Here is an 18836-nt window from a genome sequence, read left to right on the forward strand (position 1 = left end):
GAGTGGGGAATTAATTTTGTTTAATTGTTTAAGCACTTAACTCGCGTCTGTTAGACTGGGGTAAAACCCCGATTTCTCGTTGGCTGAAAAGGCTTGCCTTCGTTAAAATTGCCTAGAGTGACAGGATATAGTTAAGGTGATTTCTGGGAAAGAAGACCCCCGATTCTTCTATCTGTACAATCAAAACTTAGTGATTATAATATTGTAGGATAAAGAAGCAAAAATTTGTTAAAATATTGAAATAGTTTTAAGAATCTCAAAATATGGGTCTGATCAATCAAGTCGAATTTGTTAAACTGGAACGATTTAAAGATGAAAGTCTTTCTCGTTTTGGTCCAGTTCTAAGTAATGAGACAGTTGTCTATGAAATTCCTCCAAAGAATACAGATGATGGTTTATTTTGTCATCGTTTTCAGACAGATAAATTATTTGTAATTCGAGGGACTTTAGTTTTAGTATTTATCCAAAATCGTGATCACCATTATGTTCTGATGACTCAAGAAAACCCACTATTAGTGATAATCCCTCCGGGAATACCTCATGCCGTGATGAATCCAACTTCTGATTCTTGTTTTTATATTAATGCTGTTATTCGTCATGGAAAACCCCATAACAAAGATTATAAACCTATTCAAAAACCTTTCACTTTTAATCAATTAAAAGTGAATAAACTAATGGGACTTTACCCGCATTTCTCACAAATTGATTTGAAACCCCAATTCAGAGATGAGAAATGAGAATTTTTAAGACTAATAGAAATTTCCGGCGTTGCTGAATTAAGGTATGATTAGGGAAAGGCGCGATTACCAAAAACTAACACCTATGGGAATCAAATATAATGCAATGTCCTGAATGTAAGTCGACTCATATCAATAAAAACGGGCATAAAAAAGGAAAACAGAACTATATTTGTGTGAACTGTGGCCGACAATTTATAGATTGTTATGAACCCCATAGAGGTTACGCTGAAGATGTTAAACGAGAATGTCTTAAAATGTATAAAACAAGTAGGAATACTGTTGCCAGATTTTTATAACCCCTATCCATTAGGCACACATAAATTAACAAAAGAAAAAAGTCTAAAAGGTAGAATAGATAATAGTTATGGACAATTATTAGGGAAAACTAAACAAGAAAAGAGAGTTTATAATTTTAAAAAAGCTAAAGTAATGCAAAGAAAAGTAAAAATATAGTTAAAATAGGTTTAGAGAGCATCGATGGGCCAAAAGTCTGATGAACCCATAGAGATAAATCAGATGATGGTTTACTCCAAGGAAATAACCGCACTAATTTTAGGAGCGGATTTACCCTTAGAATTATGGAATTGGCCTAACTCGTGAAGATGATGATGGGCTTCAATCTCATCATGACAGCGAGTGAGAACTCGTTGAATGAGAGCTTGATTACACTTGGTTAATTGCTTGAGAGAAGAAATAGCAATGCGCCATTTATCGCGTTTAGTGGTAGCCACCCGATTGTTGTAGTGAATGATAGCATTGATCGCCCGCTCAACCTTTTGTTCACCATTCGAGGATTTAGTGGAGGAGGAATGGGATATAGACTCACTAGGAGAAGTTTTAGGGGAGTCCATGGGTTGAGCAATAGTAGCAGTAGGAGTAGAAGGAGTAGAAGGAGTAGAAGGAGTAGAAAAGGAAGAAACCAAATCCGCGATCGCCTGAGTTAAACCTTCTAAAGACTGTTGTTGAGCGAGGAACATTTGCTTGAGTTGGTCATCAGCCAGTGGAGAGACGACAGGGGCATCATCAACTATTTCCAGAGGAGTTGAAGTAAGATCGGGGGTTTCGGTGACATCAGGAGTCTCAGGAGTTGGGGACGGTTCAGGGAGAGACTTGAACCAATCGAGTAATTGATTCGGAGAATCAATGTTAAGGGAGTGGGCTAACTGTTGAGCAGCATTTTCCCAGGTAAGGGAATTCGAGGTGGGCAGATGGGAAGATGAAGAATCAGGGGATTGAGGGGGTTGAGCAGCTACTTGAGTATGAGTAGAACAACTTGAGGAATAGAACGAGTATAATTGTTGAACATCAATCAGACCAAGGGATTGAACCACCGCCTTCTCCACATAAGGGAGACAATGGGCATTAATTTGGTTAGGACTCAGATAGAGTAAAAACTGGACATTACGGTGTTTTCGCAGGGAAGCGATCGCGCTCAAGACAGCATCACCCCCTATCAGAGTAGGCAAAGGGGAAAGCTCAGTAGAAAGACCAGTAGGAGAAAACAAAACCGTTCTATCAGAGTCAGCCCGTTTAAAAACCCCAGATTTCAGAAGTTCAGCCGGAGTCCGTCCAGTGACCCCCATCAATCCTGTCAAAAGAACCGTATAAGCCTTACTTTCAAGCATTTTTGCCAAAGCATCAAGCAACAAATCATTATCCCCCACAGGAGTCGGCAGTGTAGTTTCAGCTTGAGAGTCAGGTTCGACAGGGGAAATTGGGGGTATAGTCGGTTGATAGTAGCTGGCAAACGCCTCAACCACAGTAACATCGGGGTCAGTTAACTTAATACCCAAGCGGCCATCAACATTTCCTTGGCCATCAGCAATCTTGTAATCAAAATAATTACGTCCAGCAGCCAAGCTACGTCGAAGTTCAGGGTTCTGCTCATCAAGAATTTTGAAATGACCCTGAATGTAAGCCCGAAACTCCAACTCAGGGACAGACGGGGGACAAAACCAGTGACAAGCGATGGTCGCGTAAACCGCCCGAAACAGATGGGTATAGAGATTATCCTTCCCATCACGGGTAGGGACCAACCCCTTAAAATGGCGATCGCTCGACTGAATAACAGGGTTAGCATAGCAATTATTAATCGCCCGATTATCCATATTCTCGGTGTTAACCCAATCCCTAAGATCTGCTAAACTCTCAATGATTTTAACCGCAGGAGCCAAAGTAGGAATCTCAAAAAAAAGAGGAACAGTTTCATCACGGCGTTTAACCGCCCCTGTAAACGTCACCGAATAGGAAGACTTATACTCAAAAGTAGCGGTCTTGAGGATTTCAGCACAACGACGACCCGTGAGGACAGCCAAACCCGCAGCTAAGTCGTACCAATCATAGCTATCAAGGAGAGCGATCGCTTTGTCAACAATGGCATCAGGGTTAGTCAAAAACTTTGTAGTGCGATCGCTAACAACCTGTTCAGAAGGGCGATTGATTTCCTCCCATTCCTCAGCAGTGAACCCAACATCTTGTAAAGTCGGATGGTTCGGGTCAATGGTTTTAATAGCGTTGCGGATATCCGTCAGGGGGTTCTTTTGTTGAGAGAAGGTGACTAAACCGCGATCAGCCATCATTTGTTTAGCGATCGCGTCCCATTGTTGAGCAATCAAATGGTCTTCAGGGGTATCGGTGAGGGGGAGGATTTCGGGCAAATGAAGATAAAGCCAAGATTTTAGCCATTGAGTTCGCGCACAAGCGAGAGCTTCGGTTAAATCAAGCTCTGATTCTCGTTCACAAAAATGGATAATGCTCTCAGGCTTAGACATGAGTATAAGTTCAACGCTGATTTAATTATACTTAATTTTTGAGTATAAGTCAACTAAATAAGTATAGGTTGATTTAGGGATTGACTAACGGACAATAATGTCCGAAGATGTTAGAATGAAAGGAAGTGAATTTATTCGTAAAATCAAGAAGTTAGCTAAAAAGCGAGGGATTGAGGCTTATGTTGACAAAAAAAGGGGGAAAGGTAGTCATGTAACCCTATACTTTGGAGATAGATTAACAATTGTCCGAAACCCATCGGATGAATTGAAGACTCGAACGTTAAAAGCGATGTTGAAACAATTGGATTTAAAAGAGAATGACATTACAACAAGCGATGACAATGAGTAGATTTTCCTATGGAGCTAAATTAACACCTGATGAGACAGATGGGGGATGGGTAGTAACTTTCCGAGATTTGCCAGAGGCAATTACCCAAGGAGATGATGTAGAAGGTGCATTAAGGGAAGCGGACGACTGCTTAGAAGAAGCGATCGCAGCACGGATTGATGATAAGCGGGATATTCCTGTACCATCATCCCTCGTTCAAGGAGAATATGGGGTGTGTTTACCGATTCAAACAGCACTCAAAGCCTCACTCTATTTAGCTATGAAAGAGGCCAAATTATCTCAAGTCCAATTAGCCGAGATTCTTGGTCTTGATGAGAAAGAAGTTCGTAGAATATTAGACCCAGAGCATGGGACTAAGTTACCAACCATAGAACGTGCTTTAAAAGCTTTAGGGCAACAAATTTCACTGACGGTAATCTCAGAGTTAGGTTAAATCGAGATGACGGATCAGTAGAGGATCGGTGATCGCTCCTTGGCGACTACCTTTTTCTTAACCTATACTCATACTTGTAAAATCCTTAAGCAGACGATTAAGGGTAGTCCTAATAAATCAGTGGAGGTAAGGCTAAAATAGGGTTAGATGGGTTAAGTTAATAAGCGATCGCTTTACTTAAATCAAGCTCCGAAGGATGTTTAAATAATTGTCCATTGATTTGATAATAGACTTCATATTCGGCTGAAAGTTCTTGTCTTAACTGTTTCCAAAGTTGAACACCCTCTTGTTTAAAATTAGCTTCAACTTCAGCACTAGAAAAACCAGATAAAGGGGGATAGTCTTGATTTAAAGTCGCATCATAAGAATCTTGCCATTGGTGCAAGCCAGCAATTGTTTCTGGAGATAAAGGTAATTCTTCAGGTGCAAAATTATCAACTTCATCTACTCCCCAAAGAGGATAAGAACCATAATCTGCCCATAATTTAATTCGTTGTTTCACAGTTTACCCCCTTGCTTGTATTTCACGATCAATCGAGTCGGTGTAGGATTGGCACTGACAATATAGCCATTGGTACTAATTTCTAGAGAAAGATAATGAGTTGAATTATTGAAGACAAATTCATAGATCTTTCGACTTTTCCCTTGAATACCAATCAAGTTTCCTTGAACAACAGCTTTGATAATAAAATCGGGAATTTCTGTTTCTAGAATACCTCGATTAATAAAGTCTTGTCGGTGATTTTCTAGAATATGAATGAGTCCTGACTTCTTATTACCTTTTTCAAGAAAAATAATTGAACCACTTGATACTTTGGCAATTTTAATTATCTCTAAAAGATTATGTTTAATTCCCAATTGTTCAAGTTCTGTACACAATTGATTTTTAATCTCATCATTAGATATAGCAATCGCCAGGGCGATTAGGACATAGAATAGAGAAAACCCCTTAAAACCCTTTCCTCTATGGCTAAACCCTACAGTTATGACCTCCGCAAGAAAGTTATTGATGCGATCGCGCAAGATGGACTGAAAAAGAGTGAAGCAAGCGAACTATTCAACATTAGTCGTAATACCATAGATTTATGGTTCAAACGGCTTCAAGAAACAGGGGATTTTCAAGCCTTACCGAATAAACCTCCTGGTAATAATCACAAAATTCTTGATTGGTCAAAATTTCAAGAGTTTGCTCGCACCAAGGTCGACAAGACCCAAAAAGAAAGGGCTGCGACTATGGCCAGAAGAAATTAGCGATCGCACTATATCAAGAGCCTTAAAAAAAATTGGATTTACTCGAAAAAAAAAAACTTATGGTTATCGAGAACGAGATGAAATCAAAAGACAAAAATTCAACCAAGAAATAGGAATGTACAAAGAAGAGGAAAAAGTTTATATAGATGAAGCCGGAATGGATAATAGGGAAGATTATAGCTATGGTTACAATGAAAAAGGAAAACGCTTTCATGCCCTAAAAAATGGGAGGAGACAAGGGCGAGTTAATATGATAGCTGCTTGGTGTAATGGGAAATTATTCGCCCCATTTACTATTGAGGGAGCCTGTAATCGAACCGTGTTTGAGATTTGGCTAGAAACTTGTTTGATACCATCACTAAAACCTGGACAAATAGTAATAGCAGATAATGCAACATTTCATCGAGGTGGACGGATTAAAGAATTAATTGAAGGAGTCGGTTGTCAATTAAAATATTTGCCACCCTATTCGCCTGATCTTAATAAAATTGAGCGATGCTGGTCATGGTTAAAGAGTCGTATTCGTAAAAAAATTAGTCAATTCGATTGTCTTCGGGATGCAATGGAAGATGTGCTTCGCACAGCGTCCTAACCGCCTTGGCGGTTGCTATATCAATGGCTTTAACTATTCCTAAATCGACCTTATATATCTGACGGTTGTAATCATTTCTTAATTGAATAACTCTATCGCCTATTCGTAAAATCATTCCTGCTCTTGTAATCTCCGGTTTTTCAGGAGAAGGAGGGTTAAGAAGCTGCTGCAATACTTGGTTTAAGTTACGAGTTCCCACCACGCCCCTAGTCATGGGACATAACACCTGTACATCGGTGGCCGGATTAAAGCCTAAACGGGGGATAAACTCGGTAACTAATTCTGAAATCGCTTGTATACTATGTTCGGGTTCCGTCCCCCCATTATGCCAAAGACAATCAGATTTAGGATTATCTGAAATTGGTTCAAGTTTAGGATATTGGCCCTGATTAATTTGGTGAGCGTTACGGATAATGGCACTGCTGGCCGCTTGTCGAAAGACTTGGGTTAACCGGACTACGGGAATTTTCCCTGATTCAATCAAGTCCTCTAAAATTTTACCAGGGCCGACGGAGGGTAATTGATCGTTATCTCCCACCATTAAAAGTTGAGTATCTTTTGCGATCGCCTTCATCAAAGAGTGTGCTAAAAAGAGATCCACCATTGAAGTTTCATCGACAATGACAGCATCAAAGGGCAAGGGGTTGTCACTATCCCGTTTAAACCCTCTTTTGGCGGGGTCAAATTCTAATAGTCGGTGTAAAGTTTTGGCTTCAAGTCCGGCCATTTCTCCCATTCGTTGGGCGGCCCTTCCGGTTGGGGCAGCCAAACCAATCTTTTTCCCCATGGCCTGCCATAAGCAGATAAGGGTTTTTAATGAAAAAGTCTTACCTACATTATCTAGTACAGAATACTTATAACGATTGATATACTTGGTTTTCATTGTTATTTATGGTTTATACAATGACGGATTAAGATCAAAAGTCAAAACTTTATACGACATAAATCATGATACCTCAGAATAACTAGAAGGATTGGAGAGGTTAACGCACCGAACCAATGACAGAATTAAAGCGAATCTGAGACACTCCAGTCTGTACATCACAATTCTCAATTATACTAATTTCTATTATGTCTTTATTTTTACTATGAGAATGAGACTAATTCTTTATTGAGATGAGTCAAATCAAAGAGGAGAATCATTAAGAAGATTAAAGGTTGAAGAGACCAGAGAGTTGTTTGTTTGACGCTGTTGCCCGATTAGTTTAAAGCTCTGTAAAATAGGTTTAAGACATCGTTTAGCATCTTTATATCCTCTGTATTTTAATTCAGCTATATAGTCCACACTAAAATCTAGTATGCTACTCATTGCGCCCCAAATCGGTATATCAGAATGATTAATTTTCTTATAAGGTCGAATCTCAATAATTGTTTGTTCTGGGAAATCATGACGATTCCAAATCTCTCCATTATCTAAGTGAATAACAATCCCATGAGTACACCCTTTAGCTGCTAAAACACCAAATGGAATGTTATCAACTAAGGCTCCATCAACATAAAATTGTCCATTGACTTCTCTTTGTGGAAACATAAGCGGAATCGCAGCACTCGCCAATAATAAATTGAATAAAGTATCGTTATCATAAAAATCTTGAGCGCATAACCAGTGAACTTGTGTTCCTGTTTTTGCTCGTATAATGTCCAGTCCTACCATCAACAAATCATAGTCAATACCAGGGATATCCAAAGCCGGAAAAACCGTGACCCACAATTCTAATCCTTGGCGTATTTGCTCAAAATTAATCGCATTTTTCAGAAAATATTCGATAGGTTCTGGGTCAAAAATAGTATGACTATCTGAAAGAAATCCCATCCCTTGTAAATAATCCACTATCCATTCATTAAAATGGGGAATAGTTGTTTTACTCACATAACTTAGGTTTCTAGCAATGCCACCGATATTTGGTTTAATTATTTGAGCGTTTCCCAAGTCTTCCCATAGTTGGTTAAGGGCATTAACCCCTTGAAAAAAAGAGGCATGGGAAGCTAAAACGGCTCCGTTTAATGCCCCGATGCTTGTTCCCGCAATAACTTGAGGCTCAAATCCTATTTCTGCCAAATAGGTTAATGCACCTGCTTGATAAGCTCCTTTTGCACCACCCCCGACTAAAACCAGTCCGATTGAATTCATCCCTTAATTAACCTCGTAACATAATGAATAAATGGTCATTTGCTGTTTCTTCGATGATGGTGGTAATAAATTCTCTGGTATCAGTGGTACGAGAAATTGCATTAATTTGACTGCGACATAGAGCAACTGCACTTTGTCCAGGTCGATTGGGCCTAGCATCTTCTGGAAGTGTAGCCAGTTCTAAAGTCTTCCCCAGTGAAAAGAGAGTTGGAACATTAAAAAGACGCTGTTGTGGAAGGGAATGGACTTCTAATAGTGCATGGGCTAAAGCACAGTCTTGGGTAGTCATGTCCTGCCATGTATGGTCTAGTACATCGGCAAGTCCAAAGAACTGTTTGGGTAAGTCTGGAAAGCTAGAGAGAATTTTATTGACTAATAAGGGTCGAAATCGTTTAGTATCGCCTGTTTCTAACTCATAAGTTAGGACAGCACTGCTAAAAACTTCTTTAGCGACTAATGCAACTTGGATCGTCCAAGGGAGTTTAGTATAGGTTTGTCCGGCTGTCCAAGCAGTAAAAATACGTTCTAGGTCTTCATTAGCCGTAACTCTAACCTCTAAGTTATGAATCCTTTTTTCTAGGTATTGAAATTTGACATTGAGTTGTTTATGTAACTGGGACAAACCTTGAATAAGCTGGTTAAATTCCTTTTCTTGTCCTACCAGTCTTTGTTTAATTTGTCGAACCGCTTGACGAGTTTCTAACAAGGATTGTTGAGTTACTTGAAGTGCAACTTGACTAATTCTTAAAGAATCAGTGACTTCAAGAACCCATTGATACAATGTCTCTTGTCCAGCAATCAAATTGCCATCTAAAAGGATTTGTCGTTGATGGTTACTTCCATTAATCTTATCAAAAATTTGACCTAAAAAGCCTCTGTTTTTACGATATCGGATAATATCTTGACTTACTTGAACCCCATTAATTAGGTCAATTAAGGCTTTATCTCCAACTACAGGAACTCGTCTCTGTAATTGGTCTAAAAAGTCTGTTGAGGAACGAGAAAACTCATTAGTTAAACTCTGTGTTATTGGTGTGATCAACATAGGGAAATAGGTAGACTTAAATAGAATAAGTACAGTCTTTTAGAAAGCATCACATTTGGTAAAAGGAAGATATGCTCTCGTTTTTTATTATCTTTTAGTGTAACTTTTCATCAGATTCAGGCATTAAGCTTTCAGTTCTTTCTAGATAACTATCTACCTTTTCTACATAGTTAGATGTTTCTGGAATTAATGTGCTTAAGTTCTGAGTCAGTTCATTTTTTTGTTCAAGCGATAATTGTTGATCTTGTTGAGCTTGTTTAAGACTATCTCGATAACGACAAAGATACTCATCAAGATAATCTAAATAGCGGTCAATTTCTTCTTTAAACTCCTCATCAATATATTGAATAAATTGACTATTGATATTAGCAACAGCCTTAGTAATAGAATTATTAAATGTATCGATCAATGAGTCTAAAGAAACATAATAGTAATTTTCATCCACTGTATCTTCCCAAGTATGTTCTACTTCCAATAACCAAAGAACATACCAGCGTCTTTTTTTATCTGAACGCTGAATTGTTTTCTTGCGCGTTGAATGATTAACTAATATCTGAGTTTTTTCTAAATTATTATCCTCCCAAGATGGAGGCTGTGGAAAAGAAAGTTCAACGTCAAATTCTTGATTCAGCCTATTTCGTGCTTTATCGATAATTGGCTTAGTTTCTTTTTCCAAAAATTCAATTAAATCCTTACGCGCTTTATCTATTTCTTTGATAGAATAGTCTCTTGTTGAAGCCAGTAGTGTTTCAGCCCTTTGCTTTGCCCAAGCTATAGCATCATTAGCAAAATTATCAGCTTCTTGTTTTGTTTTAAATTCAATTGTATTAGATGATTTATACTCTAATGCAGATTTTATTTTGTGAGAGAATCCAAAGGGAGCAAAATTTGAAATAGGAATTAAAAATAATTCTCTAATTATTATGTCAAATTTTTGAAAAGTAGGAGCTAGTTGATAACTTTCTTCTCTAAAATAATCTTCAATATTAACTTGAGCTTCTTCTTTAAGACTTTCAAGAACTTTATTAAGATTACTTTGTAAATTTGCTCTAATTTTTTCTACTTCTTTTAACTGAATTCGAGATAAGTCAATGCGTTTTAAATCAGCCTCTAGTGCATCTACTTCTTCTCGTAGTTTTTGTTCATCTTTGAGAATTGCACTGTTACGAAGTTTTAGGTCATCTGTAATGTTTAGAAGTCGATTTCGGCTCAAATTTAACGCTGAGAGCATACAACGAGGAGCAGCACTTTCCATTAAAGCATTAATCGCTTTTTCTAAGAAAAGATCAAAGCCAGATTTTTTCCAAAGTCTTTTTGCTTTTTTCTGAAGTTCTTCGATGGTTGCTTCTTCTAAATCTTCTTCCCAGTCTATTCCAAAAACTTCTTGCGCTAATGCTTCTGCTGTTTGTAAAATAGTCGCATTTTTATCTAAATCAAGATGACTATTCTGTTGACACTCCAATAAATATTTTGCTGCTGTAAAAGCTCGAATTGCTGCTATTTCAAACACACTGTCTATTTTACTTGACTCACTTAAATTTAAGTCAGCAGATACAAATTCTTTTACCTGTTCTGGAGACATATCTCCTTTACGTCTTTGATCAACTTTGTTCACCAGAACATAGAGATTATTTTTTCCAATTAAATCAATAATAGGCTGAACCTGCTTTTTAACTTTTTCTGCTGCTTCGTTATTCAGTTGGGTAAAATCTAGAACAATCAAGACAATAGAACTTCTTTTTAATTGTTCTTCCACCACTGCGGTTAATCGAAGATTTTCTCCAGCTTCATTCGGTCCAGGTGTGTCTATAATGACTAATTTACCGAGATTTTCTGTTTGATTTGTTTCTTGAGAATTTAAAAATGGAGTCTCAATCCGAATAACATCAAATAATTGATTTAAAGGGTCTTTTATTGGGTCGATAACGCTACAGAGACGAACAATATCATTGAGCTTGGTTAACTGTTCAGTAATTCGTTCACGTCCTGTTACTGAACCCTTACTAATAAACAATGGTTGTGTTTGTATTTCTTTTAATAACTCCAATAGATGAGGATATTGAGCCGTTTTTTCTTGTATTATTTCCGGCCCATCTTCTCGGATTTTATTGTTGAGAGAAACTAAAGTATTCTGAAATACTTGTTGAATTTCTTCACTGAGTATTAAGATAGGTTCTTGAATTCCATCCTTAAACACAATTTCCGTTGGCAGGGTTGTCATTGCTGCATTACGACTAGGCAGTAAATCTTGACCGACAATAGCATTAACAATAGTAGATTTTCCTGCCTTCATAGGAGCAACAACTGCCATTCTTAGCTCTAGTTGTTGGACATTTTGCGCGGCATTTTTGATTTCTTGCTGAAATACTCCGTATTTCTCACCAGAATTATCCCCATGTCTCTCTCCACTGAGAATATCTCTAGCTCGTCCCATCAATTCAACGATTTTTTCTAAACAGTCAATAACGTCGCCCTGTAAGTCTTGAGCATTGGGCTTAAGAGAAGGCTTTTCGGGAGTAGCAACCATCCAGATAACGTCCTTATGTTGTAAAAATGTGTGTCTTTATTGATAGTATTCCCAGTTTTTTGCAATTTCTAACAGGAGATGTAGATATTTAGTTCCAATAGAATTTTATAACTTGTTCGGGCTAAAAATAAATGACCCAACTATAGGATTAAACAACACTTGACACACTCCTGTCTGTCCATTCCTATTTTTAGCCACGTTAATCTCCATGATACCTTTATCTTTGGTGTCAGAATTATAATATTCGTCACGGTACAGTAAGAGTCCTAAATCCATATCCTGTTCAATGTCCCCAGAGTCTTTTATATCACTCATAAAAGGTCGTTTGTTAGCCTGTCCTTCTACGCCTCGGTTAATTTGTGCCAAGGCAATAAAGGGACAATCAAACTCCTTAGCCATGTCCTTGAATGCCCCTGAAAACTTACCCACAGCTTGCGCTCGATTTCCTGCTGCTCTATCACCTAGCTTTTGAATATAATCCATCACCACTAACCCAATAGTTCCCTTTTCTGCCTTAATTCTACGCAACACAGACCGCATTCTCGAAGGGGTTAAGGTATTAGCAGGAGTATCATCAATAATAATGGGTAACTCGGCCAGTATTTCTAACCCTTTAACCAAAGCGTCATATTCATCCTGATAGATTTCATTCCGCATTAATCGTGATGAATCAATGCCTGAATGTATGGCTAAAAATCGTTTAGTTAATTGGGTTTTTGACATTTCTGCTGAGAAGAAAACCACAGGAACTTTGTAAGTCATAGCCACATGGTTAGCTAGATAAATAGAGAACCAAGTCTTACCCATTGAAGCACGACCAGCAATAATAATTAAGTCCTTTCTCGTCAATCCTCCTGTTAACTTATCTAAGTCAGTTAAACCAGTGGAATAACCAGGACTTTTTCCTTCTTCTAATTCATTAAATACATCTTGAAGACAATCATGAATAGATTGAGGTTGAAAAGGATCTTTTTCATCAACTGTGACTTTAAATAACTTATCTTCTGACTGTTCTAAAACAGAAGGTAATTCTGTTACTGTATCATACCCTAATTCCTCAATCTCACGGGCTGCATTAATCAATAAGCGACGCTGATACTTATCGACCACTAAAGCTGCATAACGGTCTATATTTACCGCAGAAACCGTTCTATCAAGTAACTGGGTTAACTTATTTTCTCCCCCTACTTTTGTCAAGAGACGTTGGTCTTTTAACCAAGTTCTAACTGTCATAAAATCGCAAGGCTGGTCTTTATGGTAGAGGTCTAAAGCAGCTTGATAGATTTGTTGATGAGCCATTACATAAAATGCTTCAGGGGGTAATATATCTGCTACTCTGCTTATAGCATTAGGATCTAAGAGAATACCTCCTAAAATGCTTTCTTCTGCTTCTATATTTTGAGGGGGAATGTTATTAGACATGATTATTTATCTTTGAATAAGTTACTGAGTTTAGCTAAGTCTTGGGGAGAGATGCGTTCTTTTTCTTCCTCTGTACTGGGAGAAGTATAAACTTTAGGCTTCTGTTGATTTACTTGAGGGATTAATGGTTCAGCTTTTGTCCATTTTTCCTTAATGGCTTTAGTCAATAATCCACCTGGATTATCAATTTCTCGTTTATCTAATTGCTCTTTAACTGCTTCTAAAGCATTAATAACTATATCTTCTGAGGCTTTTTTAATAAGCTTTTTATGAGTAGCATTTAGCATAATTCCCATTGCTTTACTTTCCTGTTCTACTATTTCCATAAAGTTCATTAGCGATGAAGGAGTAGGGTCATTATAAGTTGAGTCAACTACATTACGATTAATGGGAATGACATCGGCTTTAGGAGAAGCTTTAAGACGAGATTCAAGAGTAATAATTAGGTCTTTTTGTCTCTCAACTTGTTCTTGTAAAGTATGAACCCGATAAACCTGTCCTGCTAAGGCTTCATTTTTCCGTTTTAGTTCCTTATTTTCTCCCTCTAATTGTTGAATCCGTTTTTTCAGACGACCAACTATTTGAGAGTGACTTTTAGCACTTACAGGTGGTTGATTAACTAGACCACTAGGCATCTTAGTCTGATTTGAACGTAGCTGTTGGATTCGTTCTTTTAGTTCAGGGTATTTGTATAGATAAGGAACACTAACATTAGCTTCTCTAGCAATAGATTGAAAGTTAATTTTTGCCCCTGTTTTGATTAGTCTTTCAATTGCTTTATTCACCTTAGCTAACGTCGCTTGTTTACGGGCTTCTTGTGTTACTTTTAGGGTCTTAATTCTTTCCTCTTTGGTTTTTTGACTCATGCTGCCTCCTGTAAACTAGCGATGATTTTGTCAAGTTGATCTGCCTGTTTGCTAAATTGTTCAACTAATACGTCTTGACCATTGGCTAAGGCTTTGGCTTCTTTACTTCTTAATTCATCACGAACCTTGATATATTGGGATAGCTTTTCAGGCACAGCGACAAAAGATTGACAGGTATAACAAGCCCTAAATTTGTCACAATCTTGGTCTAAATCTAGTCCACAATAGCCATAAATGGGGGTATTAATATGAGTGCCAGAAAGTTCTAATTTATGAGATTGAGGCTTTTCCCAGAAAGATTTAGGTAAAGATTCATAGGGTAAACGGTGTCCTTCTGCATTGACTAAAGCACGTTGAATATGACCGGCTTCTCGTTCTATTAATTCACAACTGACTTCGGTGTAATAAGTGCTAGTGATAGCCCAATGTTTATGACCGGCCCATGCACTAACTACAGCTAAATCATGACCTTGTTCAAAGAGTTGGGTTAGGCGAGTTGTTCTTAAAATCTTTGTTGTAAATTTAGCTAATTTTCCATTTTCATCTAAAATATTCTCAGATTTAATTAGACAATCAATCACAATTCTAAGAGGATTATAAGAAGAAGAAGTAATTACTTTTTTAACTGGTTTTAAATTAAGTCGTGAAAAGTCGATTTTGGATAACCCTTGATAATGACAGAAAAGATATTCCCAGTCTTCTCCAAAAATGGTTTTAATATATTCTGTTTGTTCTTGAATAACTTTAGCAATTGTTCTACTGATAGGAATCTCATGATAATCATTAGACTTTTTTCGTTGCCATACGACTTTCCAGTGTTGTCCTTCTTGTACTAAACAATCTTTTTTAAGTAATGCCAATTCTGAGGGACGCATAGCAGCGAAAAAGCAAATAATCCACATTCGGGCAATAGGTTCTGGTAATTTATGTAAATTTTGCTCAATTTTTTCACGGACAATATCTGATAAAGGATCTGGATTCCCTCTCCTTTGTTTTGGATAGTCATCATCTCGAATAATATCTTTTTCTACGATAAACCATCCTCTCACCGAACCTGTCTCAAAAAAACTTCCTAATGCTCCTAGTTTTGATTTATTTACTTTTTCATCCTGTGCTAAGTAATTAAGCATTAGACTGCGCGTAATTTCTGAAAATTCTTGGATATTATTATTATTGAGATAGCGAGCAAAAATTCGTAAAGTAGATAAATGCCCTTGGATTGTCTTTAAAGAATTAGATTTATTGGCTTGACATAAATATTCAATATATTTCTTGACGTTTTGCTTGAACCAATCAGGTTCTATGTTGCTAAAGTTAGCAGTACGTCGTGGTACATCTTGTCTATCAAAATTAGGGTTAATACTTCTTAAATCCCACTTATCATTATTAAAATCAAAAGTTATTACAGCAGCGTCTGTCTGACTATAACGTCCTAGATTCTTACTTGTTAAATCAAGACAATCCTGTTCTTTTTTATTACAGGTACGACACCGAAAAATCTTTTTGCCTCTTGCTATACAACAGAAAGATATATCTTGGGCTTTACACTTTGGACAAATAAACTCTTGATAGCGATAATCTGTGTACCAGATAACTCCAGGGTTAAGAATATCTTCGACAGCTTTGATATGTATGTTACAAGATTCAGGACATGAATAATTGCAACTAGCACAAAAAAAACGGGTTTTTTCACTGTTCCCTATATACCACACTCTCATTCCTAGATTCTTACACTCAGGACAGATAAATTTACCATGATATTCTTCCTTACAATTTATATATTCATCATTTGTTTTTAGATATCGAGAGCGAGCATTCAGACGATTTGATGTTGATGTGTGTCTTTTACAGTTTAGGCACACTAAAAGTCTTTTCCCGCTTTTTTCAAATCCACCTAGCTTTAAAACTCCTTTAGTACATTTAGGGCAAATAAATTCACGATTGTAATCTTTGTTCCAATTAATTTCCATTATTAATTACCTCCAATCCTTGAAGGTGAATTTGTAAACTTTTTTGGTCACTTATTAAGCCTTTTTCTTGTCTAACCATACCTAACTGATGAGCGATTTTAATTTCTTCATCAAGTCTAGCTAAATCTTGATTTAGGTAATCTAAATCATCTGTTGATGTTCGCCAATGTTCACATCGCCAACAAGCATTAACAGTTTGACAAGGAGATTTTAATTGAGGTCGATGACATTCTCCATACTGAGTAGTAACTTGATACATTTTTTGGCGTATCATTTCAGTAATCGGATTTTTGGGTTTATGAGTAGCTACTAATTTACCTGTGCTATCAACATATTTAGTCTCTTTCATCAATTCTTGATATTCTTCTCCTAAAACCTCTTTTAGCAAATGTTTGTAATGATCTTGCATATCAGGGGAGCGGTGTCTGAGATATTTTTGAATAATTAAAGAGCGCACTCCCGCATTATCCATCACTGTAGCTACTGTTCTTCTAAACTGATGTGACTGAAAATGCCAAAGTTCACCATTTTGGGTACAGATATTATGATTTTTAGCTAACTTATTTAGCCAATGATTAAATGAGGTTCGTAACATAACTTTAGGTGCTGGAATATAGTTAGATGTTCCAACATTACTAGCATTACTACCAAATAAGTTATCATAATCATTTTTAAAATGTTGTTTTATATATTCTTGTTGTTCCTGAATAATAGCTACCAATTCGTCACAAATAGGCATCTCATCAACAATCTTGTATTTTTCAGTTAAAAATCTTAAACGCCATTGATTATTTCTGTGACGAAGACAATCTAAGGGTAAATTAAGCAATTCTCCAATTCTTAACCCTGTTGCTCGAATGATTAATACCATTCTTTGTAATGGCTCAGGTAAATGATGAAGATGTTTATCTAATTGTTGCCAAACATCTTCTGGAATATATTTAACTGTTAATTTTTGGATTTTAACTTGTCTGATTTTACCATCAAACCAATAAGTATTAATATTTAGCCATTCTTCTTTATTACAAACATTAAAAAAATTCTTTAAAGTTGTCTGATACGCTATGATAGTTTTTTCGGATAGCTTTAAAGTTTGCAAGTGACGCTCAAATTCTTCAAACACTTGAAAGTCAATTTGTTCAGGAACAAGAATAGAGTGGTTAATGAGAAAAGTAGAAAATCGACTTAAGTGAAGAACTTCAGTGTAAATATATGAAGGAGATAATTTTAGCTGGCTTCTCAATAGAGTATATAATTTTATTAATAATTTTAGCCAATCTTGTTGTATTTTTTTAAAATTGATTGTTAAAATTCTCTTATGTTGATAGACTTCTAATCCTAAATCATTAATTGTGTGCCATACATCCTTTTTCAACAAAGGATTTTTAAGTAATTGTCTTGCTTGACTATTCTGCTCAATTAACCAACTTTCAGGCTTTAAATTCCTATCTATTAAACTATTCATTGCTGTTCTTCTCCTCATCAATCACCGTTCTTAAATTAGCTTCTTCAATGACATGAGAATAGACATCTAAAGTAGTTTGAATACTCTTATGTCCTAATAAATACTTGACTCGTTCAGGTGATGCACCTGCCTTTAAAAGACGGGTAGCATAAGTGTGTCTAAATAAATGGGGATAAACTTTAATTTCTGTCTTTTTACTTAACCGAGAAAACATAGTATTAATCACCCCTGCTTTCATTGGTTGTCCTATTTCTCCTTCCCAAATGTTAACAAAAACATAGTCTGATTCTACCTCTGGATATTCGTAAATGAGGTAATCGTTATACATTTTTAGAAGTTCAGGGATAACAGGAATGACTCTTTCTAAGGTTTTTATTCTTGCACCATTAGAATTTAATCGTTTCTTGGGATAGACAAAGTAATCATTTCCATCCCCTATATCTTCGTGTTGTAATCCTAACACTTCACCAATTCTCATTCCCGTTCCATTGAGTAAGAGAATCAAAAATTTATCCCTGAGTCGGTGACAGCTATTGACTAATATTTCTACTTGTTCATCGGTTAAACAGCCAGGGAATTTTTTCGGCTCTTTGAGTTTAACGAGTTTCTGTCGAGTGGGTTTTGACTTACTGATACCAGTTAACAAGCCACGACGAGTTGTACCTCTGGTTACGATGAGTCGGTCAAAAGTCTTGGAGTCAACGTTATCATGAGCCACATGATACTCATAAAAGGTCGTCACTGCCGTTACCGCCAGATTAATGCTACGTTCGCTTCGTTTCGCTTTCACAGGTTGCATGGACACGATGTTACTGGTATCTCCTACCCTTAACCAATAAACAAAGTCTTCAAGATCCGTTAGTTTGACAGCTTTCCAGTCAAGGTTTTTGTTTTGGAGGAACTCCCACCATGCTTTTAACCCATAACCATAGGATTCGACGGTATTGGGGGATTTTGCCCCACACAGGAAGGTGAGATAACGCTGAATCGGCTCTATCACTTGGTAGTTCTCATTTAACACTAGCCAGATGATCTCCTGTGTATGGGGGTCAACCCCTTTTTGAAGACTTATCATAATTATACATTATATAAATAAAAATGTGTCATTGTATATAGTTTAACAATGAATAAAAAAAATAGATCGTTGTTGTTGTTGTTTATTATATATTCTTTGTATCAGATTACCTACACCTGGCCCCCCCGTCAACACCATAATTCGTGAAGCTGCTGCCATTGTTACGGCTTCTTGCTGCTGCGGTGAAAGACTGATGCGT

At 36.9% G+C, this 18836-nt stretch carries 17 protein-coding genes and 1 pseudogene; 6 read left to right on the top strand and 12 right to left on the bottom strand.

Annotated elements, in window-relative coordinates; genetic code table 11:
* The first annotated feature begins 263 nt into the window (after positions 1-263).
* The 3 genes and pseudogenes from VB691_RS23510 to VB691_RS23520 all read left to right on the top strand — a co-directional run bounded on the left by VB691_RS23510 (position 264) and on the right by VB691_RS23520 (position 1193).
* A complete protein-coding gene (locus VB691_RS23510) occupies positions 264-737 on the top strand; it encodes a dTDP-4-dehydrorhamnose 3,5-epimerase (protein ID WP_323293959.1) in 474 nt (157 codons plus the stop codon).
* A gap of 101 nt (positions 738-838) precedes the next feature.
* Positions 839-1000, top strand: a pseudogene (locus tag VB691_RS23515) (transposase-like zinc-binding domain-containing protein); the annotation flags it as partial.
* Positions 945-1193 (top strand): hypothetical protein, encoded by a 249-nt coding sequence (locus VB691_RS23520; protein WP_323293975.1) that lies wholly within the window; start codon positions 945-947, stop codon positions 1191-1193. The pseudogene VB691_RS23515 and the gene VB691_RS23520, both read left to right, overlap by 56 nt.
* A gap of 71 nt (positions 1194-1264) precedes the next feature.
* Here VB691_RS23520 and VB691_RS23525 read toward each other — a convergent pair whose 3' ends face one another.
* Positions 1265-3511, bottom strand: coding sequence for a protelomerase family protein (locus tag VB691_RS23525; protein ID WP_323293960.1), 2247 nt, complete (start codon positions 3509-3511; stop codon positions 1265-1267).
* Positions 3512-3626: 115 nt separating this feature from the next.
* Here VB691_RS23525 and VB691_RS23530 point away from each other — a divergent pair, with 115 nt between their 5' ends.
* Positions 3627-3860 carry a type II toxin-antitoxin system HicA family toxin gene (locus tag VB691_RS23530; RefSeq protein WP_323293961.1) on the top strand — a complete coding sequence of 78 codons (234 nt, stop codon included), beginning with the start codon at positions 3627-3629 and terminating at the stop codon, positions 3858-3860.
* On the top strand, positions 3829-4293 hold the full coding sequence (locus VB691_RS23535) for a type II toxin-antitoxin system HicB family antitoxin (protein ID WP_323293962.1): 465 nt from the start codon (positions 3829-3831) through the stop codon (positions 4291-4293). The genes VB691_RS23530 and VB691_RS23535 overlap by 32 nt, the downstream gene beginning before the upstream one ends.
* 157 nt (positions 4294-4450) lie before the next feature.
* Here the strand turns inward: VB691_RS23535 and VB691_RS23540 are convergent, their stop codons facing one another.
* On the bottom strand, positions 4451-4795 hold the full coding sequence (locus tag VB691_RS23540) for a hypothetical protein (RefSeq protein ID WP_323293963.1): 345 nt from the start codon (positions 4793-4795) through the stop codon (positions 4451-4453).
* A complete protein-coding gene (locus VB691_RS23545) occupies positions 4792-5172 on the bottom strand; it encodes a hypothetical protein (RefSeq protein WP_323293964.1) in 381 nt (126 codons plus the stop codon). The genes VB691_RS23540 and VB691_RS23545 overlap by 4 nt, the downstream gene beginning before the upstream one ends.
* Before the next feature lie 87 nt (positions 5173-5259).
* Here VB691_RS23545 and VB691_RS23550 point away from each other — a divergent pair.
* Positions 5260-6136, top strand: a protein-coding gene (locus tag VB691_RS23550; RefSeq protein WP_323293965.1) for an IS630 family transposase whose coding sequence is annotated in 2 segments (ribosomal slippage) — positions 5260-5520 and positions 5522-6136 — 876 coding nt in all. Because the reading frame shifts where the segments join, the coding sequence is not laid out codon by codon here.
* Here VB691_RS23550 and VB691_RS23555 read toward each other — a convergent pair.
* The 9 genes from VB691_RS23555 to VB691_RS23595 form a co-directional block, all read right to left on the bottom strand.
* The gene (locus VB691_RS23555) at positions 6078-7019 is read right to left on the bottom strand and encodes an ATP-dependent DNA helicase (protein ID WP_323293966.1); all 942 of its coding nucleotides are present in this window, start codon (positions 7017-7019) and stop codon (positions 6078-6080) included. The genes VB691_RS23550 and VB691_RS23555 overlap by 59 nt on opposite strands.
* 243 nt (positions 7020-7262) lie before the next feature.
* Positions 7263-8267: a patatin-like phospholipase family protein gene (locus tag VB691_RS23560; RefSeq protein ID WP_323293967.1), complete on the bottom strand. Its 1005-nt coding sequence runs from the start codon at positions 8265-8267 to the stop codon at positions 7263-7265.
* A 7-nt stretch (positions 8268-8274) separates the two neighbouring features.
* The gene (locus tag VB691_RS23565) at positions 8275-9312 is read right to left on the bottom strand and encodes a diguanylate cyclase regulator RdcB family protein (RefSeq protein WP_323293968.1); all 1038 of its coding nucleotides are present in this window, start codon (positions 9310-9312) and stop codon (positions 8275-8277) included.
* 94 nt (positions 9313-9406) lie between these two features.
* Positions 9407-11839, bottom strand: a complete 2433-nt coding sequence (locus tag VB691_RS23570; RefSeq protein ID WP_323293969.1) for a dynamin family protein — start codon at positions 11837-11839, stop codon at positions 9407-9409.
* Positions 11840-11944: 105 nt separating this feature from the next.
* Entirely contained in the window at positions 11945-13261 is a 1317-nt protein-coding gene (dnaB, locus tag VB691_RS23575; protein WP_323293970.1) for a replicative DNA helicase, read from the bottom strand.
* Positions 13262-13263: 2 nt separating this feature from the next.
* Positions 13264-14127, bottom strand: coding sequence for a DUF6262 family protein (locus VB691_RS23580; RefSeq protein WP_323293971.1), 864 nt, complete (start codon positions 14125-14127; stop codon positions 13264-13266).
* Positions 14124-15845, bottom strand: a complete 1722-nt coding sequence (locus tag VB691_RS23585) for a site-specific integrase (protein ID WP_323293972.1) — start codon at positions 15843-15845, stop codon at positions 14124-14126. The genes VB691_RS23580 and VB691_RS23585 overlap by 4 nt, the downstream gene beginning before the upstream one ends.
* Before the next feature lie 241 nt (positions 15846-16086).
* Entirely contained in the window at positions 16087-17562 is a 1476-nt protein-coding gene (locus tag VB691_RS23590) for a tyrosine-type recombinase/integrase (RefSeq protein ID WP_323293973.1), read from the bottom strand.
* Complete coding sequence (locus tag VB691_RS23595) at positions 17555-18637, bottom strand: tyrosine-type recombinase/integrase (protein WP_323293974.1); 1083 nt, start codon at positions 18635-18637, stop codon at positions 17555-17557. The genes VB691_RS23590 and VB691_RS23595 overlap by 8 nt, the downstream gene beginning before the upstream one ends.
* Positions 18638-18836 lie beyond the last annotated feature (199 nt).

The organism is Crocosphaera sp. XPORK-15E (assembly GCF_034931425.1).
Lineage (GTDB): Bacteria > Cyanobacteriota > Cyanobacteriia > Cyanobacteriales > Microcystaceae > UHCC-0190.

Coding starts and splice junctions, on each gene's coding strand:
- VB691_RS23510 (WP_323293959.1), top strand. CDS start 264: ATGGGTCTGATCAATCAAGTCGAATTTGTTAAACTGGAACGATTTAAA.
- VB691_RS23520 (WP_323293975.1), top strand. CDS start 945: ATGAACCCCATAGAGGTTACGCTGAAGATGTTAAACGAGAATGTCTTA.
- VB691_RS23525 (WP_323293960.1), bottom strand. CDS start 3,511: ATGTCTAAGCCTGAGAGCATTATCCATTTTTGTGAACGAGAATCAGAG.
- VB691_RS23530 (WP_323293961.1), top strand. CDS start 3,627: ATGAAAGGAAGTGAATTTATTCGTAAAATCAAGAAGTTAGCTAAAAAG.
- VB691_RS23535 (WP_323293962.1), top strand. CDS start 3,829: ATGACATTACAACAAGCGATGACAATGAGTAGATTTTCCTATGGAGCT.
- VB691_RS23555 (WP_323293966.1), bottom strand. CDS start 7,019: ATGAAAACCAAGTATATCAATCGTTATAAGTATTCTGTACTAGATAAT.
- VB691_RS23560 (WP_323293967.1), bottom strand. CDS start 8,267: ATGAATTCAATCGGACTGGTTTTAGTCGGGGGTGGTGCAAAAGGAGCT.
- VB691_RS23565 (WP_323293968.1), bottom strand. CDS start 9,312: ATGTTGATCACACCAATAACACAGAGTTTAACTAATGAGTTTTCTCGT.
- VB691_RS23570 (WP_323293969.1), bottom strand. CDS start 11,839: ATGGTTGCTACTCCCGAAAAGCCTTCTCTTAAGCCCAATGCTCAAGAC.
- dnaB (WP_323293970.1), bottom strand. CDS start 13,261: ATGTCTAATAACATTCCCCCTCAAAATATAGAAGCAGAAGAAAGCATT.
- VB691_RS23580 (WP_323293971.1), bottom strand. CDS start 14,127: ATGAGTCAAAAAACCAAAGAGGAAAGAATTAAGACCCTAAAAGTAACA.
- VB691_RS23585 (WP_323293972.1), bottom strand. CDS start 15,845: ATGAGAGTGTGGTATATAGGGAACAGTGAAAAAACCCGTTTTTTTTGT.
- VB691_RS23590 (WP_323293973.1), bottom strand. CDS start 17,562: ATGAATAGTTTAATAGATAGGAATTTAAAGCCTGAAAGTTGGTTAATT.
- VB691_RS23595 (WP_323293974.1), bottom strand. CDS start 18,637: ATGATAAGTCTTCAAAAAGGGGTTGACCCCCATACACAGGAGATCATC.